A 15,557-nucleotide genomic window follows, 5' to 3' on the forward strand; every position below is an offset into this window, starting at 1 on the left:
AGAATCATGAAACGCATCCACAATGTGCTGGTGGCGAACCGGGGTGAGATCGCCGTGCGCGTGCTGCGCACGTGCCGCCGCCTCGGACTGCGCACGGTCGCGGTCTTCTCCGACGCGGACCGGGATGCCCCGCACGTGCGACTCGCAGACGAGGCCATGCACCTGGGGCCTCCGCCCGCGAGAGAGTCCTACCTCTCCATCGAGCGGGTCCTCGCCGCGGCGAAGGCCTCCGGCGCGGACGCCATTCATCCCGGGTACGGCTTCCTGTCGGAGAACGAGGACTTCGCGCGCGCGTGCGCGGAGGCTGGCTTCGCGTTCGTCGGGCCGCCCGCGGAAGCCATCGAGCTGATGGGGAACAAGCGACAGGCGAAGCTGCGCATGCAGGCCGCGGACGTGCCCTGCATCCCCGGCTATGAGGCGGCACGCCCTGGCGAGTCCCTCGAAGACGAGGCCCTGGTCCGTGAGGGTCAGCGCGTCGGGTTCCCCATCATGGTGAAGGCGGCGGCGGGCGGTGGTGGGCGTGGCATGCGGCTCGTCCGCGAGCCGGGCGCGCTGCTCGACGCCATCCGCTCGGCGCGCTCGGAGGCGACGAACGCGTTTGGCAGCGGCGAGCTCATCCTGGAGCGGGCCATTGAAGGCGCGCGTCACGTGGAGGTGCAGGTCTTCGCGGACGCGCATGGCAACGCGGTGCACCTGGGCGAGCGCGACTGCTCCGTTCAGCGCCGGCACCAGAAGGTGATTGAGGAGAGCCCGTCTCCGGCCGTCACGCCCGAACTGCGCGAGCGCATGGGGGCCGTGGCGGTGCAGGCCATCCGCGCCATCGGGTATCGCGGCGCGGGGACCATCGAATTCCTCCTGGCTCCGAACGGCGATTTCTTCTTCATGGAGATGAACACGCGCCTCCAGGTGGAGCACCCGGTGACGGAGCTCATCACCGGACTCGACCTGGTCGAGTGGCAGCTGCGCGTCGCGGACGGCGAGCCGCTCCCGCTGACGCAGCCGGAGGTCACCTGGCGCGGACACGCCATCGAGGCGCGCCTGTGCGCGGAGGACCCGGCCAGGGGCTTCCTCCCACAGACGGGCCGGCTCCTCGCATGGGAGCCGCCGTCGGGGGAGGGCGTCCGCGTGGATCATGGCGTGCGCGAGGGGCAGGACATCACGCCTTTCTATGACTCCATGCAGGCGAAGCTCATCGCATACGGACCGGACCGCGAGACGGCGCGTGAGCGACTGGCCGCGGCGCTGCGCGAGCTGACGGTGTTCGGCGTCACGACGAACAGTGCGTTCATCCAGCACGTCCTCGGGCATGAGGCGTTCCGCTCCGGCCGGTACGACACGGGCTTCGTCGGCGCGCACACGCCGCCGGAGATGCTGCAAGAACTCGGGAAGGCTTCCCTGGAGGACCAGGCCATCCTGGCCGCCTTGCTCTTCCACGACGATGCGCAGGCGCTCGCCCGGAAGGGGGGCTTCGACGCGACGCTCACGGGCTGGAGCAGCTCCTATGCCCTGCCGGTGCCCGTCAGCCTGCATGACGGTGCTTCGGAGTTCCGCGCCTCGGTGCGCCCCGTCGCTCCGGAGTCCTACGAGGTCCGCGTCGGTGATACCTCGTTCGCGCTCTCCCTGCGCGGCCTCGGTGCCGAACGCGCGGAGGTGGAGGTGGCGGGCCGCCGTCGCGCGGTCCGCTACCGCCGGGCGGGCGGCACGCTGTGGTGCTCGCTGGACGGCATCACGCGCCAGCTGCGCGACGTCTCCTTCCGGCTGCCCTCCGAACGCGAGCGCGCCAGCGACGGCCGCCTGCGGGCGCCCATGGATGGCCGCATCATCCGGGTGAGCACCGAGGTCGGCGCGACCGTGAAGAAGGGCGACGTGCTGGTGGTGCTCGAAGCGATGAAGATGGAGTCGTCCCTCATCGCGCCAACGGATGGTGTGGTCACGGCGGTGAACGTCACGGTCGGGGCGCAGGTGCCGGCACGGCATGTCGTCGCGGTCGTCTCCCCCGCAGCGAAGGAGGCAGCATGAGTGAAGCACCGCTCGTCCGGTACGAAGTCTCTCGTGGCGTCGCGACCCTGACGCTCGATTCGCCGCGCAACCGCAACGCGCTTTCGCGGGCGCTCGTCACGCAGCTGCTGGAGCGGCTGAACGCCGTGGGCGCCGACTCGAGCGTGCGCGCGGTCGTCCTCGCGGCCACCGGCCCCGCGTTCTGCGCGGGGGCGGACCTCTCGGAGATGGCGGACGGTGGCGCCGCGAAGGCGCCGGGCGTGCTGCTCGACGTGCTGCGCACGATCGTGACGCTGCCCCAGCCTGTCGTCGCGAAGGTGGCGGGGCAGGTGAGGGCGGGCGGCATCGGCATCGTGGGCGCGTGCGACGTGGCGGTCGTCGCGGAGTCCGTGAAGTTCGCCTTCACGGAGGCGCGCATTGGCGTGACGCCCGCGGTCATCTCCCTCACCACCCTGCCGCACCTGACCAGCCGGGCGGCGAGCCGCTACTTCCTCACCGGTGAGGCCTTCGACGCGGCCGAAGCCGCGCGCATCGGGCTCATCACCTCCGCCGTGTCGGACGCGTCACTGGATGGCGCCGTCGAGCAGATCCTGGAGACGTTCCGGGTGTCGTCTCCGCAGGGCCTGCGCGAGACCAAGCAACTGGTGGCCTCTGGCCTGCGCGCGCGCATCGATGCCGGGGGTGCGGAGATGGTCGCGCTCTCCGGCCGGCTGTTCGCCTCCGAGGAGGCCCAGGAGGGGATGCTCGCCTTCCTGGAGCGCCGGCCTCCGGCGTGGGCCGCGCCGAAATAGGATGCGGGAGCACCCGGTTCGACCCGACGCCCGAACGGGCGGAATGGAGCACTCGATGTCCGCGATCCAGGCACCTCAGGCCCCGCGCATCAGCCGCGTTTCGCTGGGAGACATCGTCCACCGGTCGGCGTTGCGCTGGCCGGAGCGGACGGCGCTCGTCGACGGGGACCTCGAGTTCTCCTACGCGGAGCTCGACCGGCGCTCGAACGCGTTCGCGCACTACCTGCTCGCACAGGGCCTGCCCCAGGGTGCGCGCATCGCGATGCTCTGCGGCAATTCCGCGCAGATGCTCACCGCCTTCGTGGGCATCTACAAGTCAGGGCTCGTCTGGGTGCCCATCAACACCGGCCTCTCCGTGGAGGCGGTCCAGTACATCGTCGAACACGCCGAGGCGACGCACGCCGTCGTCGACGCCGAGCTCCTCGCGAAGCCCGGGCTGCGGGCGATGCTCGATGCGCTGGGCACCCGCGTCATCGTCTGCGTGCCGGAAGGGCAGGCGGCGCCGGATGGGGGCACGGTCGCGTTCCTGGACACGCTGAAGGGGCAGCACGGCACGCTGCCGGAGGTGGCCATCCAGAGCGGCCAGCTCGCGCAGATCATGTACACCAGTGGGACCACCGGCCAGCAGAAGGGCGTCATGCATTCGCATGCGTCGGTGCACGCGGCGCTGAGCGGGAACCTGTTCGAGCTGGGCATGCGCCCGTCGGACTCCACCATCTGCGTGCTCCCGATGTTCCACTGCGCGCAGCACTCCATCGTGATGACGTTCCTGCTGGCCGGGGCGACCGTCGTCGTGCGGCGGGCCTTCGACCCGGGCGCGATGCTCGCGACCATTGAACGGCGCGGCATCACGTTCCTGCTGGGCCTGCCGGTGATGTACGGCGCGATGCTGGCGCACCCGGCGCGTCCGGCCACGAAACTGTCCAGCCTGCGCCTGTGCCTCTACGTGATGGCGCCCATGGCGCGCACGATGCTCGTGGAGCTCATCGAGCACTTCTGCCCGGGCGGCTTCGCGCTCGCATCAGGGCAGACGGAGATGTACCCGGCGACGACCCTGTTCAAGCCGGAGCAGCAGCTCAAGCGGTTCGGCTCGTACTGGGGCGACTCGGTCGTGACGAACGAGACGGCCATCATGGACGACGAGGGCCGGCTGCTCGGGCGCGGCGAGGTGGGGGAGATCGTCCACCGCGGGCCCAACGTGATGCTCGGCTACTACAAGGACCCGGAGGCGACCGCGCGGGCGAGCGCCTTCGGTTGGCACCACACCGGCGACCTGGGCATGTTCGACGCCGACGGCCAGCTCCTCTTCGTGGACCGCAAGAAGGACATGATCAAGACGGGCGGCGAGAACGTCCCGTCCATCAAGGTCGAGGAGGTCCTCCTGCGTCACCCCTCCGTGCTTCAGGTCGCGGTGGTGGGTCTGCCGCACTCACGCTGGGCGGAGGCGGTGACGGGCTTCGTCGTGCTCAAGCCCGGCGTTTCCGCCACGGAGGCGGAGATCAACGCCCACTGCCGCCAGCACCTGGGTGGGTTTGAGGTGCCCAAGGCCATCGTCCTGCTCCCGGCCATGCCGCAGACCAGCACGGGCAAGGCCCAGAAGTTCGTGCTCCGTCAGCAGTACGCCCGGCACTACGATGCGGGGCGTGACGACCCACAGACCCCCTGAGTCCGCCGCGCCGAAGAAGACCGTCCTGCCTGGAGTCGCACTGGGCTTCGCCATCACGAGCCTGTGCGTGGTCTTCCTGTGGCCCGTGGGCCTCGTGCTGGCCATCATGGCGATGGTGAAGACAGGCAAGCCGGAGCATGCCGGGCGCAGGGGGCTCGCCATCACAGCCCTCATCGTGGCGGGACTGGGGCCCTTCGTCATTGGCATCGTGGCCGCCATCACCATCCCCAACTTCATCAGGTTCCAGGCGCGCTCGAAGCAGGCGGAGTGCAAGGTCAACCTGAAGGCGGTCTTCACCGCGGCGAGGGTGAGCATGGTGGACGAGCAGCCCCTGGTCAGCCTCGATGCGATGGGCATCGAGCCGGGACCGCGCAATCGCTATGCCTATGTGCTGCGGATGCCGGAGGAAGTCATCCCCGTGGGGGCGGCCTTCCCCGCGATCGATCCAGCTGAAATCCAGGCGGCCCTGGCTCAGGCGGGCGTGAAGCCCGGCGTGGAGGGGACGTGTCCCGACTGCGTCGTGACGGCCGCGTGCGTGGGCAACGTGGACAACGATGACACGCTGGACGTGTGGAGCATCTCCACCGTCAATCGCACGGCCGCCAACGGTGAAACCATCGAGCTGGGCACCCCGTACAACCACGTGAACGACGTCCGGGAGTAGCAGTCCCGGAGTAGGGTCCTGGGTTCCCTCCTTCCCCAGGTATCCATGGTCCTCCGACGATTCCTATCCCTCGTCGCGTTCGCCACGTCTTCGCTCGTGGCGAACGCAGCCCACGCGAACACCGTCTACGGCTTCTGGCAGGGCTCGGGAGGACAGAGCCCCTCCGGTCCGGGCAACCGGGTGTTCCTGCTGGATTCACAGACGTCCAGCAACCCGGTGACGTTCACGCTGACGTCGTCCGCGGATGCCTGGCTGTACCTGCTGGATGCGAACGGCACCATCCTCGCGCAGGACAACAACGGCGGTGGCGGCACGAACTCGCGCCTGGTCGTCACGCTGGCCCCGGGCAGCTACCAGCTCGTCGCCGCGACCGCGCTGTCGGGCCAGAGTGCTGAGTTCACCCTCGTGTCGGACTCCGGGGTGCTGCGCCATCCCAAGGCCCTGGAGGTCCGGCCCACGAGCCGCTTCAGCTGGATCTACGATGATCACGGCACCGGCGCGACGAACGACATCGCCGTCTGGCGCCCGGACCTCTCCCAGACGCCGGGCTTCTTCTCGCTGGGCGACGTGGCCATGCCGAACCGGGGACAGGCGCCCGCGACGACGTTCGTGGTTCGCGGCGAGGCGGACCTGCTCGCGCGTCCGTCCAACTACAACTGGATCTGGGACGACTCCGGCTCCGGTGGAACGCACGACGTCTCCTTCTGGGAGCCGGTCGCGCCCGCGGGCTACACCTGCCTGGGCCACGTCGCGGTGCTGGGCTACTCCAAGCCCTCCACGGACCTCATCCGCTGCGTGCGGAGCGAATACGTGCTGCCCGCCAATCCCGCCTGGGTGTGGGACGACAGGGGCTCCGGCGCGGACGACGACATCGGTGTGTGGCAGGCGGCGGCGCGCGACCACCGAGGCCTGCCCGCGTCCACCTTCATCTCCCGCCCCAGCCACGGCGACACGGGCGGCAACCGCTACTGGGTTCTCAACAAGAGCGCCACGTCCAACGCGGAGCTGCGAGGCCTGCCCGTGGACTCGCAGACGGTCGCTGCGTTCGCGCCGCGCGTGTGGCTGCATCCGGACGAGGCCTACTTCCCGTCCTCCACGCAGTTCCACCTGGCCAACGTCCACGAGGAGAACGGCCACCTGGTGACGAACCAGGCGCTGGGCTGTGACTCCTGCACGGATCCGCAGTTCCTGGACGGCCAGCGCCCCAACCAGACGCCGGTGCCTGTCTACGCGCAGGTCATCACGCGCACCCAGGGCGGTCTGCCGACGAACGTGACGGACGTGCTGTATTGGAGTTTCTACCCCTACAACAATGGCAAGCGCGTGTGCATTGGCTGGTATTCGCCCTGGGGCTGCGTGGGCGGCTACTCCACCTTCGGCAACCACGTGGGGGACTGGGAACACCTCACCGTGCGCTTCATCGACGGGCGCCCCGCGCAGGTCTACCTGAGCCAGCACGCGAACGGGCAGACCTTCACCTTCGGCGACAAGGCCGTGTTCCTCAGCGGCTGGCATCCGGAGGTGTTCTCCGCCAATGGCTCGCATGGCCTCTATCCGGACGCCGCGCGGCACATCTACGAAACCATCTTCAACGGCGACTTCCTGGCGGACGACACCGGCGCCGGGCTTGCGTGGGACACCTGGAGCAACGTGGTGATCATTCCCTGGCAGCCGGCGGGGACGTACACGGGGTCGCTCGCCTGGATGAACCTCACGGCGTACTGGGGCAACCCCGAGTCCGGCTGCGACAACCCGACCGGCTACTGCGTGAACAGCGGCGGTCCCTCGCCGCTGCGCAACCGGTCGGTGTCCCAGCCGGACTACATGACCCTGGAGTAGTCCTAGCGTCTGCCCAGGAGGCCGAAGGGCTTCCACTCCAGGATCTTCAGGTCGAACCCCGCCTGGCGCTTCTCGGCGATCCAATCCTCGAGGGCGCTCAGGGCGGAGGCCTCGTCATCGAAGTCCTGGCGCTCGTCGTCGCGGGTGAGCAGCGTGGTGCCGTCCACGATGGCGGACGTGTACTCGTTCTTCGGCCCGCCGTACTTCGCGAACTCCCGTTCGAGCGGGCCCCGGCCGGGAACCACGGTCGTGACGCGCAGGAAGTCTCCTTCGTAGCGGGCCTCCAGCCGTCGCACCTCCTGTGCGGCGGCGTCGGAGGTCTCGAAGGCGAAGCGGAACGTGCGCATCGACCCGTTGTTGAGTCCCGCGTGGAACTGCACGACGGCGCCGAAGCGTTCGATCTCAATGAAGAGGTCGCCCCGCTTGCGCCAGAAGGTGACGCGCTCCGAGGCCCGCTGCTTCACGTCGAGCTCCGGGGGCGTCCCCTGTCCGAGGAACTGCTTCCCGTCGAAGATGTGCAGGGGCAGGCTGCTTGGACGCATCAGCCACACCTCGCCCGTCTTGCGCTGGGCGTAGACGACGTCCCTCGCGCGCGCGTTCTTCGACGCCTGGGCCGCGATGCCTGCGATGTCCAGTCCTTCGAGCTCCTCGGCGGTGGGTTCATCCGGCTCGCGGACCTGCTGGGGCTGGAGCGTGTCCGTGAAGACGGGCTCGCCCTCGTGGATGCGCTTGAACAAGGCGTTGTGGTGGATCTCCCCCAGATCGAGGTTCCACAGCTCGGGGCGCAGGAAGGTGGACGCGAGCGAGGCGGCCTCCTCGCCGGGGCGGCCGTTCTCCAGGTGCTGCTCGGTGTGGGTCTCGCCGTAGCAGGTGACGTCGTGATCGTTCTCGTCGAGGAAGCGCGTGGTGAGGTCACCCGCCACGACGAGGCTGTCGTCGTTGTAGATGCCCTGGATGGCGTCCCGGACCACGAGGTCGCCGAGCACCAGGAAGTTCCCAGACGTCTGGAGCCCCCATGCCGTGCAACGGCCCACGACCACGACCGTCGAGTCCGGTCCGCAGTCCTCCAGCACGCCCGCCACCTCCAGGTCCCCGAGGACGACGAGGGGCGCGGTGACACGCAGCAAGCCGGCGGCCCGCGCGTTGCCCGTGATGACCCGGGCCTCGGAGATGGTCCCTTCGAGCACCGCGTCCTCGGGCGCCAGCAGCTCGCGCATCACCAGGGCCGCGAAGCCGATGGGCGACAGGGGGCCCGGACACAGCGCCTCCGCGACCTGGGACGGAGACCGCTGCGCGTCCTTCCGAAAGACATCCGCGAGGTCGGAGACCGAAGGCTCACCGTGATGGGAGAGCGCTTGGAGGACGGCGCCTTCGAGCCGGGCGCGCACGGCCTCCGCGCGGGAGACGAACTCATTCTGGGCGAGGCTCATTGCCGCGCATGCTACCCAGGTGCCCGGCCGGATGCCGCGCGAGAAGTTGTTTCGGTGAGTTCTCGCGACAGGGCGTGGCGGTGCACGGCCTTCGCTGTTTTCATGCGGGGCTCTGGCCGTTTGTAACCGGGCGAAGCGTCCGTTCCGGGCTTTGCGCGGTGTCTCTTCGAGGTGGGTGTGATGCGCGAGGAAGATGGGATCATGGTGGTGGTGGCGGTGAGCTGGGCACTGCTCTTCCTCGGCGGAGGCGCGTTCGTCGTGCGCCTGATCCACCGGGCATGGAAGAAGGAGCAGACCCGCCACCATGGGCTGCCGGGCGAGGCCACGGTGCTGGAGTGCAGGGCCACGCGGATGTACATCAACCGCAGGCAGGTCTTCGACTTCCTGCTCGAGGTGCGGATGCCCGGCCAGGCGCCGTATCAGGTGTCGTTGAGCAGCCGGTGGCACGACTGGAACGTGCGGGTGATGGACGTCGGGCTGAGGCTCAACGTCAAGGTCGACCCGAAGGACCCACAGGGCGTCGTCGTCCTGGGGCCGGTCGTCGCGCAGGACCTGGGCCGGTTCCTCCGCCAGGGCATGGATGCAATGGCGACGGGCCAGGCGGCGCACGCAGACCCCGTGAAGGCCCTGGCCGACCTCCAGCGGATGGCCGACGCGGGCCTGGTCTCGGAGGAGGAGTACGCGCGGAAGAGGGCGGAGATCCTCGACCGGCTCTGAAACGGCCGGGCCCTCGGCGGAGGCCCGGCCGCGGTTCATCCGCTGCGGCCTACTGGCAGATGGTTTCGGCCGAACACACGCACTGCCCACCGCCCACGCCGCCACACTGGCGGAAGCACGAGCAGTCTTCGTTCATGCAGATGTTGGAGCAGAGGCCAATGGCCTCGGAGTTGGTGGGCATCAGCGCCCCGACGGCGCCACCAGCCACGACGCCCATCATGAACACGAACTTCGCGATTCCCTTGCGCATGTACGACCTCCCGGGTTGAACGGCCCGTCCATTCTAGAGACGAGTCCTCGATTGGACGAGGCTCGACACCCAGGGCCGGGAGCTGGTGCCTACGCCCCTTCGATGACGCCTCCCCGTCTCATCGGAGGAGTGCCTTCCCAACCTCACACCCATCCCCAAGGTCAGTGGCTCCCGAGGAGCTGTTTCTCGACCTTCCCCCCGGGACGGTGAGGGAGGTGCATGCAATGAAGGCATTCAAGGCGGTACTGCTGGGAACGCTCGTGTCGGCGCTGCTCGTTGGCGCGGGGTGCAAGACCGCGAAAAGTGAGGGGATCGGCACGGGTGGCTCCGGAACGATGGAGCCAGGAATCGGAGGCAGGACGAACGTCGGAAGCTCCAAGGAAACGGCGGGATCCGAGACGGGCTCTGGCAACGTTGGCGGATCAGGTGCAGGGACGAACCAGGGGACGGGTGGTTCCAGCACGGGCGGCAGCTCCACCACCGGAGGTACCTCTAGCGGAGGTGGTACGAGCAGCGGCTCAAGCACTGGCAGCTCGGGTGATTGTGGCCCCGGTGGGAGTGGTTCGAGCACTGGCGGCTCGGGCTCGGGTGGCTCGGGCTCAAGTGGCTTGGGCTCGGGTGGCTCGGGCTCGAGCTCAGGCGGCTCGGGCTCGGGCGGCTCGGGCTCAGGTGGCTCGGGCTCGGGTGGAGGCGACATGAGCCGCTGACCCTGACGCGCCGGGGACGCGCGATTCGCGTCCTCGGCTCTCATATGGGTTGAGGGCATTGCCATGGGGCCAGGCGTCCGTGTGATGCCTGAAGCCCTGGCGTGCGCGGCTGCCTGCCTCCTTCTGACCGGTCCCGGACGCATCTAACGCTTCCCCGGGACACCTCCCGTGCGTATCACTGGCCTTCGTGCGCACGCCCACCGACCGTTACCTGCCACCTCCCGCTGATGCTTCCTCCTCCACGATGCTCCCTCGCGGGCGGGTGGTGGTCATCGCGCCCACGCGCGCCGCGTGCGAGACCATCGAGCTGGCGCTCGGGCTGGAGCTGCGCACGTACCTGGAAGAGCACCACGGCGAGCGCCTCCTCGCGCTGGCTCGGAGCGGGCAGGGGTTCGGCATCGTCGCGGGCACCGGCACGGGCAAGACGCTCGCCATCCGCCCCATCGCGGAGGAGCTCACGGGCCGGCGGCCCCTTCGGGTGGCGGTGGTCAACCGCGAGCGGGAGGCCACCGCGGAGACGCCGCTCGCGGACGTAGCCATTGTCACCACCGGCATCGCGCGGCGCTGGTTCCAGGGCGGCGCCATCCGGCGTGAGGACACGCTCATCGTGGATGAGATCCACCAGACCTCCGCGGAGCTGGAGCTGTGCCTGGCCCTGGGCAAGCGCGTGGGCTGCCGCTTCATCTGGCTGTCCGCCACGGTGGATCCAGCCTTCTACGCGCGCTACCTGGACAGCGCGGACGTGCTCCAGGTGTCCACCTTCGACCCGGGCAAGGCGGCCCAGGTGGAGGTGGAGCGCCGCAAGCCGCTGTCCTTTCTCGACGACGCCTTCCTCCAGGACGTGCAGCGGCAGGGGCGCGGCGTGGGCGTGTTCCTGGCCACGCGCGCCGGAGTGGAGGAGGCGGCGGCTCACGTGCGTGCACGCACAGCCGATGTCCACGCGGCGCACTACCACGGCGGCGAGCCGCTGCGCGCCATCCGCCCTTTCCTGGAGGGCACGGCGCCCCGGCCGTTCGTGCTCACGATGACGGCGGCGGGGCAGAGCGCGCTCAACGTGCCCGGACTGGACACCGTCGTCATCGACGACCTGCGCTTCACGAACGTGGTGGAGGGCGGCCGCAACGTCCTCACCCGCGTGCACCTGGGCAACAACGAGCTGCTGCAAATGGCGGGGCGCGTGCACGGGCGCGTGGCGGGCGGGCGCGTCTTCATCCTCAGCGACCGGCTGATCCACTTCGCCTCGCTGCGGCCCACCGAGCCTGAGTTCCAGCTCGCGGGCGAGCCGGAGCGGGTGGCGCTCACCGCGGCGGCGCTGGGCGTGCGGGCGGACGAGCTGGACCTGCCCGTGCCGTTGGATCGCGCCGCCTATCGGAGGGCCCTCGCGAAGCTGGAGGCGCGCGGCATCGTGGACGCGGACGGGCGGTTGTCCGCCTATGGCCGGGCGGTGGAGGCCCTGCCCGTGGAGCGTCCGTGGGCGGAGCTCATCGTCAACGCGGAGGACGCGCTGCTGCCGTTCCTCGCGGTGTGCAGCGCGGTGGAGTCCCTGCACCGGATGACGCGCGAGGAGCGGAATCTGGAAGAGGTGCTCGTGCAGGGCAGTGACCACCTGACCGCGTACAACCTGTACGCCGAGGCCTTCCGTGTGGCGGGCACGGTGGGGGAGGTGCAGGGGCTGCCGCGCCACGTCTTCGACCCGGAGAAGCTCGCGGCGTGGGCGGAGGGGAGAGGCGTGCTGGTGAAGGCCCTGGAGGACGCGGCGCTCGCGATGGCGAGCGTGTACCGGAGCGTGGGGCTGGCGTTGCCCGCGCGCATGCCCTTCGCGAGCCCCAGCATCCACCATCGCTTCTGCGACCTGCTCGCGCGCTTCATGCCCTTCGACCTGGTCATCGACGAGCGCACGGCCTGGGGTGAGCTCACACGCGTGTCGAAGACGAGCGTGTGCGGCAACCTGGGCGCGGTGGCGGGCACGCTGCGCTACTTCGCCGACCGCAACGGCGAGTCGCAGGGCGCCATCGAAGGCACCCAGCTGCCCCAGTCGCTGCTGCGCCGCTACGCCCAACGTCACGCGGTGGCGCCCGTGTATGACGTGCGCTTCCGCTCGGTCGTGCTCGTCAAGCGGCTGGACTACTTCGGCTTCACGCTGGAGCAGGAAGTGGACGTGCTGCGCGCCTGGGGGCCGGAGCTGGCCACGGCGGCCCGGCACGCGCTCGCGGAGGCACTGGCGCGGGGCGAGGCGCCGCATCCCGCGGTGGACCGGCACCGGGTCGCCATCGCCGAGGTGCGCGAGCTGTGGCGGCGCTCGGGAGGAATGACCGCGCCGCTCGGGTTCCCGGAGCTCACCGCGCTCTACGAGGCGCAGCTCGATGGCGTGGACACGCTCGACGACTTCCGGGAGCGCCCGCTGCGGCTGGACCTGGACGCGCTCGTGCCGCCCGTGACGCGCCGGGCACTCCTGGCGCTCCCGGACAACGTGGAGGTCCGCGAGCAGGCGGTGCCGCTGGAGTACGACGTGGAGGAGCTGTCGGACGGGGCCCTGCGGGGCGTGGTGCGGCTGCACCTGCCGGAGAAGCTCGCCCGCACCCTGGTGGAAGAGGAGCTGCCGGTGCTCGACCGCTCCCGGCGCTTCAGCGTGGCCCGGGGCCGGCGGGGTGTGCTCCAGGCCCGCTCGCTCCTGGAGCTCCAGGAGCTGCTTGACCGACCCTGGATGCCAGACGAAATCGCCGAGGCCACCCGCGAGCGTCGGCCCCAGGTGCAGGACCCGGAGCGTGGGGGCAACCGGGGCCATCATCATGGCAAGGGCTCAACGTACGGAGGAAGGCGGGGAGGCGGCAGGCGGAGGCGCTGACCTGGCGCACGGGCCCGGGTTGCTCACCACGCGGAGCGGTCCATCCAGGCCTGGAGTGCGCGCACGATGTCCTCCGGCGCGTCTTCCGGCGCATGGTGCCCCGCGCGACGGAGTGGGACGATTTCGAGGGACCGGAGATTGGCTCGTGCCCACTCGATGATGCTCGGAGCGTTCAGCCCCGTGTCGCCGAACGTCAGCAGGAGCACCGGCTTCACGGACGGCTGCGCGAGCCACGTGTCATAGCGTTCGATGACCGCGGCGACGTCGGCGGGCTCACCATCGATTGGAATCTCCCGAGGCCACTGCAGTACCGGGCGCCGCGACGCCGCATCTGGATAGGGGGCCTGGTAGACGGCCCGATCACCCTCCGCGAGGCCACGCTGGACCCCATTCGCGAAGGACTTCTCGAGGAACGCGTTCTGTTCGAGCACGAGCTGCTCACCGACCCCTGGCGTGCGCAGGGCGCGGAACAGCTGCTCGCCCTGGGGAGGCCAGTCGCTCCAGCGCATGGGGCGGAGGAACGTCTCGAACACGGCTACGCCCCGCACGCGGTCCGGATGCCGCCGCGCCCAATCCAGGGCCAGCACACCGCCCCAGTCGTAGCCGACGAGCACCACGTCCCGCAGGTCGAGCGCGTCGAACCACGCATCGAGGTACCTCGCGTGGTCCGCGAACCGGTAGGAGATGTCCGGCTTGCCCGAATCCCCCATGCCGATGAGGTCGGGCGCGAGGCAACGGCCCCGGCCGGCGAGCGGCGGAATGACGTTCCGCCACACGTGTGAGGACGTGGGGTTGCCGTGAAGGAACACGATGGGCGAGCCCGTCCCGGCCTCGCGGTAGGAGATGAACGAATCCAGGACCTGGACCTGGTGAACCATGGGCATGGGAGTGCTCCGGGAAGGAGGCGGCGAAGAGGCGCGGCATGCGATGAGCACGCCCGCGACGAGACAGCCGAGCAGTCTGTGCATGCACCCATGATGGGGAAGGGGACACCTCCCTGGTAGTGATGGTTCGTGAGGTCTAGGCTCACCAACCGTGAGCATTTCGATCGCCGCCCTCGACCTCAACCTCCTCCTGGTGCTCCACACCGTCCTCACCGAGCGCAGCGTGGTGCGCGCGGCCGAGCGGCTCCACGTCACGCCCTCCGCCATCAGCAACAGCCTGGCGCGCCTCAGGTCCGCGTTGGGCGACCCGCTGGTCACGCGCAAGGGCCGTGGCATCGTCCCCACGCCCCGCGCGCTCGCGCTGGCGCCCGCCATCGCCCGAGGCCTGCGCGAGCTGGAGTCCGGGCTTCACGAAGCCCCCTTCGAGCCAGCCCGCTGCACGCGCACCTTCACGCTCGCCGTCGCCGATGCGGGGCAGGTCACATGGGGACCGCGAATCGCCGCCCGGATGGCTGGAGAGATGCCGAACGCACGCCTCGCCGTGGTCGGCATCGCTTCGCTCGTGGCGCTCGGGGACCTGACCTCGTCACAGGTCGACCTGCACATCGGCCTCGCCGGACGGGGCGCGGGCCTGCACGTCGAACCGCTGCTGGACGAGCGCACAGTCCTCGTGGCCCGCGACGACCCCCCTGGACTCACGAAGCGCCTGGCGGCGCGTGCGCTCGGCTCGCTCCGTCACGTGGGGGTGGAGATGGTCCCGGGCAAGGGCTTCCGGGACCTCGTTGGCGCCGCGTACGCACGCGCGGGCATCCGCCGCGAAGTCGCCATGACGGTGCCCTCGTTCCTGACGGCGGCGGCGATCGTGGCCGCGACCGACCTCGTCGCGACGTTGCCGGAGTCACTCGTCGCGGCGCAGGGCGCGCGCCTGGGCGTTCGCTGCGTCAACGCGCCGGTCCCCGCGCACACCGTCAAGATGGCCCTGTGCTGGCACGACCGCACGCATGCGGACCCGGCGGCGCGGTACTTCCGCCAGTTGGTCCGGCGTGCGGTCCTGGACGCGTGAGCATCAGAAGCTGAAGCCCACCCGCAGGATGTCCATGTTGATGTCCACGATGCGCCCGTTCCTGCGCGTATCACCCCACGGCAGGCTGTACTGGCCGCCGAGGTCCAGCTCCTTGCGCTGCTGGTTCCAGCTGTAGCCCACGGCCGCGCCGAACACCGCGGCGAGATAGAAGTTCGTGCGTGCGAACGTCTTCCGGTAGCCCAGGTCCAGGCCCAGGGTGAGCTGGCCTCCCGTCGTGCTTCGATTGGCGGGCTGGCCCTTGTCGGCGTCGGGCCGGTCCTTCTCGTTGCTCACCATGCCGCTCAGCTTGGGCTGGAGGAAGAAGCCGTCGCCCCGTGCGCGGGGCCACGGCGTCCAGGCCACGCCCGTGGAGACGGTGAGAGCCCGGCCCGTACCGCAGTTGCCGATGTCATCCGTGCAGCGCCGGCGCGCGTACCGGGGCGTGACTTCAATGACCAGGTCGGTCTGGTCCGACAGCTGGAGGTTCGTGCCGACAGGGAGCGCCACGTGGAGCGTGCCGCCCACGAGTGGCCCCGTCAGCAGGAGGGAACCCGTCACCAGTGGCGAGATCCAGAGCGCGTGCGCGGGCCGCTCTCCCACGGAGGGCCGCGGCCCCGGCGGCTCCACGGCCTGGGCCTGGGTCGCGGTGAGGAGAAGGAGCACCGGAATCAGCATCGCCTTGTTCAACGCATGCCTCCTGCTG

At 70.0% G+C, this 15,557-nt stretch carries 12 protein-coding genes; 8 read left to right on the forward strand and 4 right to left on the reverse strand.

What is annotated here, in order from left to right; genetic code table 11:
• Positions 1–6: 6 nt before the first annotated feature.
• From GTZ93_RS06715 to GTZ93_RS06735, 5 genes are read left to right on the forward strand one after another with little or no spacing between them, the layout of a single operon-like run.
• A complete protein-coding gene (locus GTZ93_RS06715; protein ID WP_139914804.1) occupies positions 7–2,019 on the forward strand; it encodes an acetyl/propionyl/methylcrotonyl-CoA carboxylase subunit alpha in 2,013 nt (670 codons plus the stop codon).
• Positions 2,016–2,789: an enoyl-CoA hydratase family protein gene (locus GTZ93_RS06720; protein WP_139914803.1), complete on the forward strand. Its 774-nt coding sequence runs from the start codon at positions 2,016–2,018 to the stop codon at positions 2,787–2,789. The genes GTZ93_RS06715 and GTZ93_RS06720 overlap by 4 nt, the downstream gene beginning before the upstream one ends.
• Positions 2,790–2,844: 55 nt before the next feature.
• Positions 2,845–4,455: an AMP-binding protein gene (locus GTZ93_RS06725; RefSeq protein WP_139914802.1), complete on the forward strand. Its 1,611-nt coding sequence runs from the start codon at positions 2,845–2,847 to the stop codon at positions 4,453–4,455.
• The gene (locus tag GTZ93_RS06730; RefSeq protein WP_139914801.1) at positions 4,424–5,119 is read left to right on the forward strand and encodes a pilin; all 696 of its coding nucleotides are present in this window, start codon (positions 4,424–4,426) and stop codon (positions 5,117–5,119) included. Before GTZ93_RS06725 ends, GTZ93_RS06730 begins: the two co-directional genes overlap by 32 nt.
• Before the next feature lie 45 nt (positions 5,120–5,164).
• A complete protein-coding gene (locus GTZ93_RS06735; protein ID WP_167547942.1) occupies positions 5,165–6,958 on the forward strand; it encodes a Vps62-related protein in 1,794 nt (597 codons plus the stop codon).
• Positions 6,959–6,960: 2 nt separating this feature from the next.
• Here the strand turns inward: GTZ93_RS06735 and GTZ93_RS06740 are convergent, their stop codons facing one another.
• Positions 6,961–8,388, reverse strand: a complete 1,428-nt coding sequence (locus GTZ93_RS06740) for a hypothetical protein (RefSeq protein WP_139914800.1) — start codon at positions 8,386–8,388, stop codon at positions 6,961–6,963.
• A 180-nt stretch (positions 8,389–8,568) separates the two neighbouring features.
• Between GTZ93_RS06740 and GTZ93_RS06745 the strand changes: the two genes are divergently transcribed.
• The gene (locus GTZ93_RS06745) at positions 8,569–9,105 is read left to right on the forward strand and encodes a gas vesicle protein GvpG (protein WP_139914799.1); all 537 of its coding nucleotides are present in this window, start codon (positions 8,569–8,571) and stop codon (positions 9,103–9,105) included.
• A gap of 49 nt (positions 9,106–9,154) precedes the next feature.
• Here GTZ93_RS06745 and GTZ93_RS06750 read toward each other — a convergent pair whose 3' ends face one another.
• Positions 9,155–9,355 carry a hypothetical protein gene (locus GTZ93_RS06750; RefSeq protein WP_120593977.1) on the reverse strand — a complete coding sequence of 67 codons (201 nt, stop codon included), beginning with the start codon at positions 9,353–9,355 and terminating at the stop codon, positions 9,155–9,157.
• 951 nt (positions 9,356–10,306) lie between these two features.
• Here GTZ93_RS06750 and GTZ93_RS06755 point away from each other — a divergent pair.
• Positions 10,307–12,907, forward strand: coding sequence for a DEAD/DEAH box helicase (locus GTZ93_RS06755; RefSeq protein WP_167547943.1), 2,601 nt, complete (start codon positions 10,307–10,309; stop codon positions 12,905–12,907).
• Positions 12,908–12,930: 23 nt separating this feature from the next.
• Here GTZ93_RS06755 and GTZ93_RS06760 read toward each other — a convergent pair whose 3' ends face one another.
• Positions 12,931–13,791 (reverse strand): haloalkane dehalogenase, encoded by an 861-nt coding sequence (locus tag GTZ93_RS06760; RefSeq protein ID WP_139914796.1) that lies wholly within the window; start codon positions 13,789–13,791, stop codon positions 12,931–12,933.
• 151 nt (positions 13,792–13,942) lie between these two features.
• Here GTZ93_RS06760 and GTZ93_RS06765 point away from each other — a divergent pair, with 151 nt between their 5' ends.
• Positions 13,943–14,854, forward strand: a complete 912-nt coding sequence (locus GTZ93_RS06765) for a LysR family transcriptional regulator (RefSeq protein ID WP_139914795.1) — start codon at positions 13,943–13,945, stop codon at positions 14,852–14,854.
• Positions 14,855–14,857: 3 nt separating this feature from the next.
• Here the strand turns inward: GTZ93_RS06765 and GTZ93_RS06770 are convergent, their stop codons facing one another.
• Positions 14,858–15,541, reverse strand: a complete 684-nt coding sequence (locus GTZ93_RS06770) for a hypothetical protein (protein ID WP_139914794.1) — start codon at positions 15,539–15,541, stop codon at positions 14,858–14,860.
• Between the last annotated feature and the right edge of the window lie 16 nt (positions 15,542–15,557).

This window comes from Corallococcus exiguus (genome assembly GCF_009909105.1).
Lineage (GTDB): Bacteria > Myxococcota > Myxococcia > Myxococcales > Myxococcaceae > Corallococcus > Corallococcus exiguus.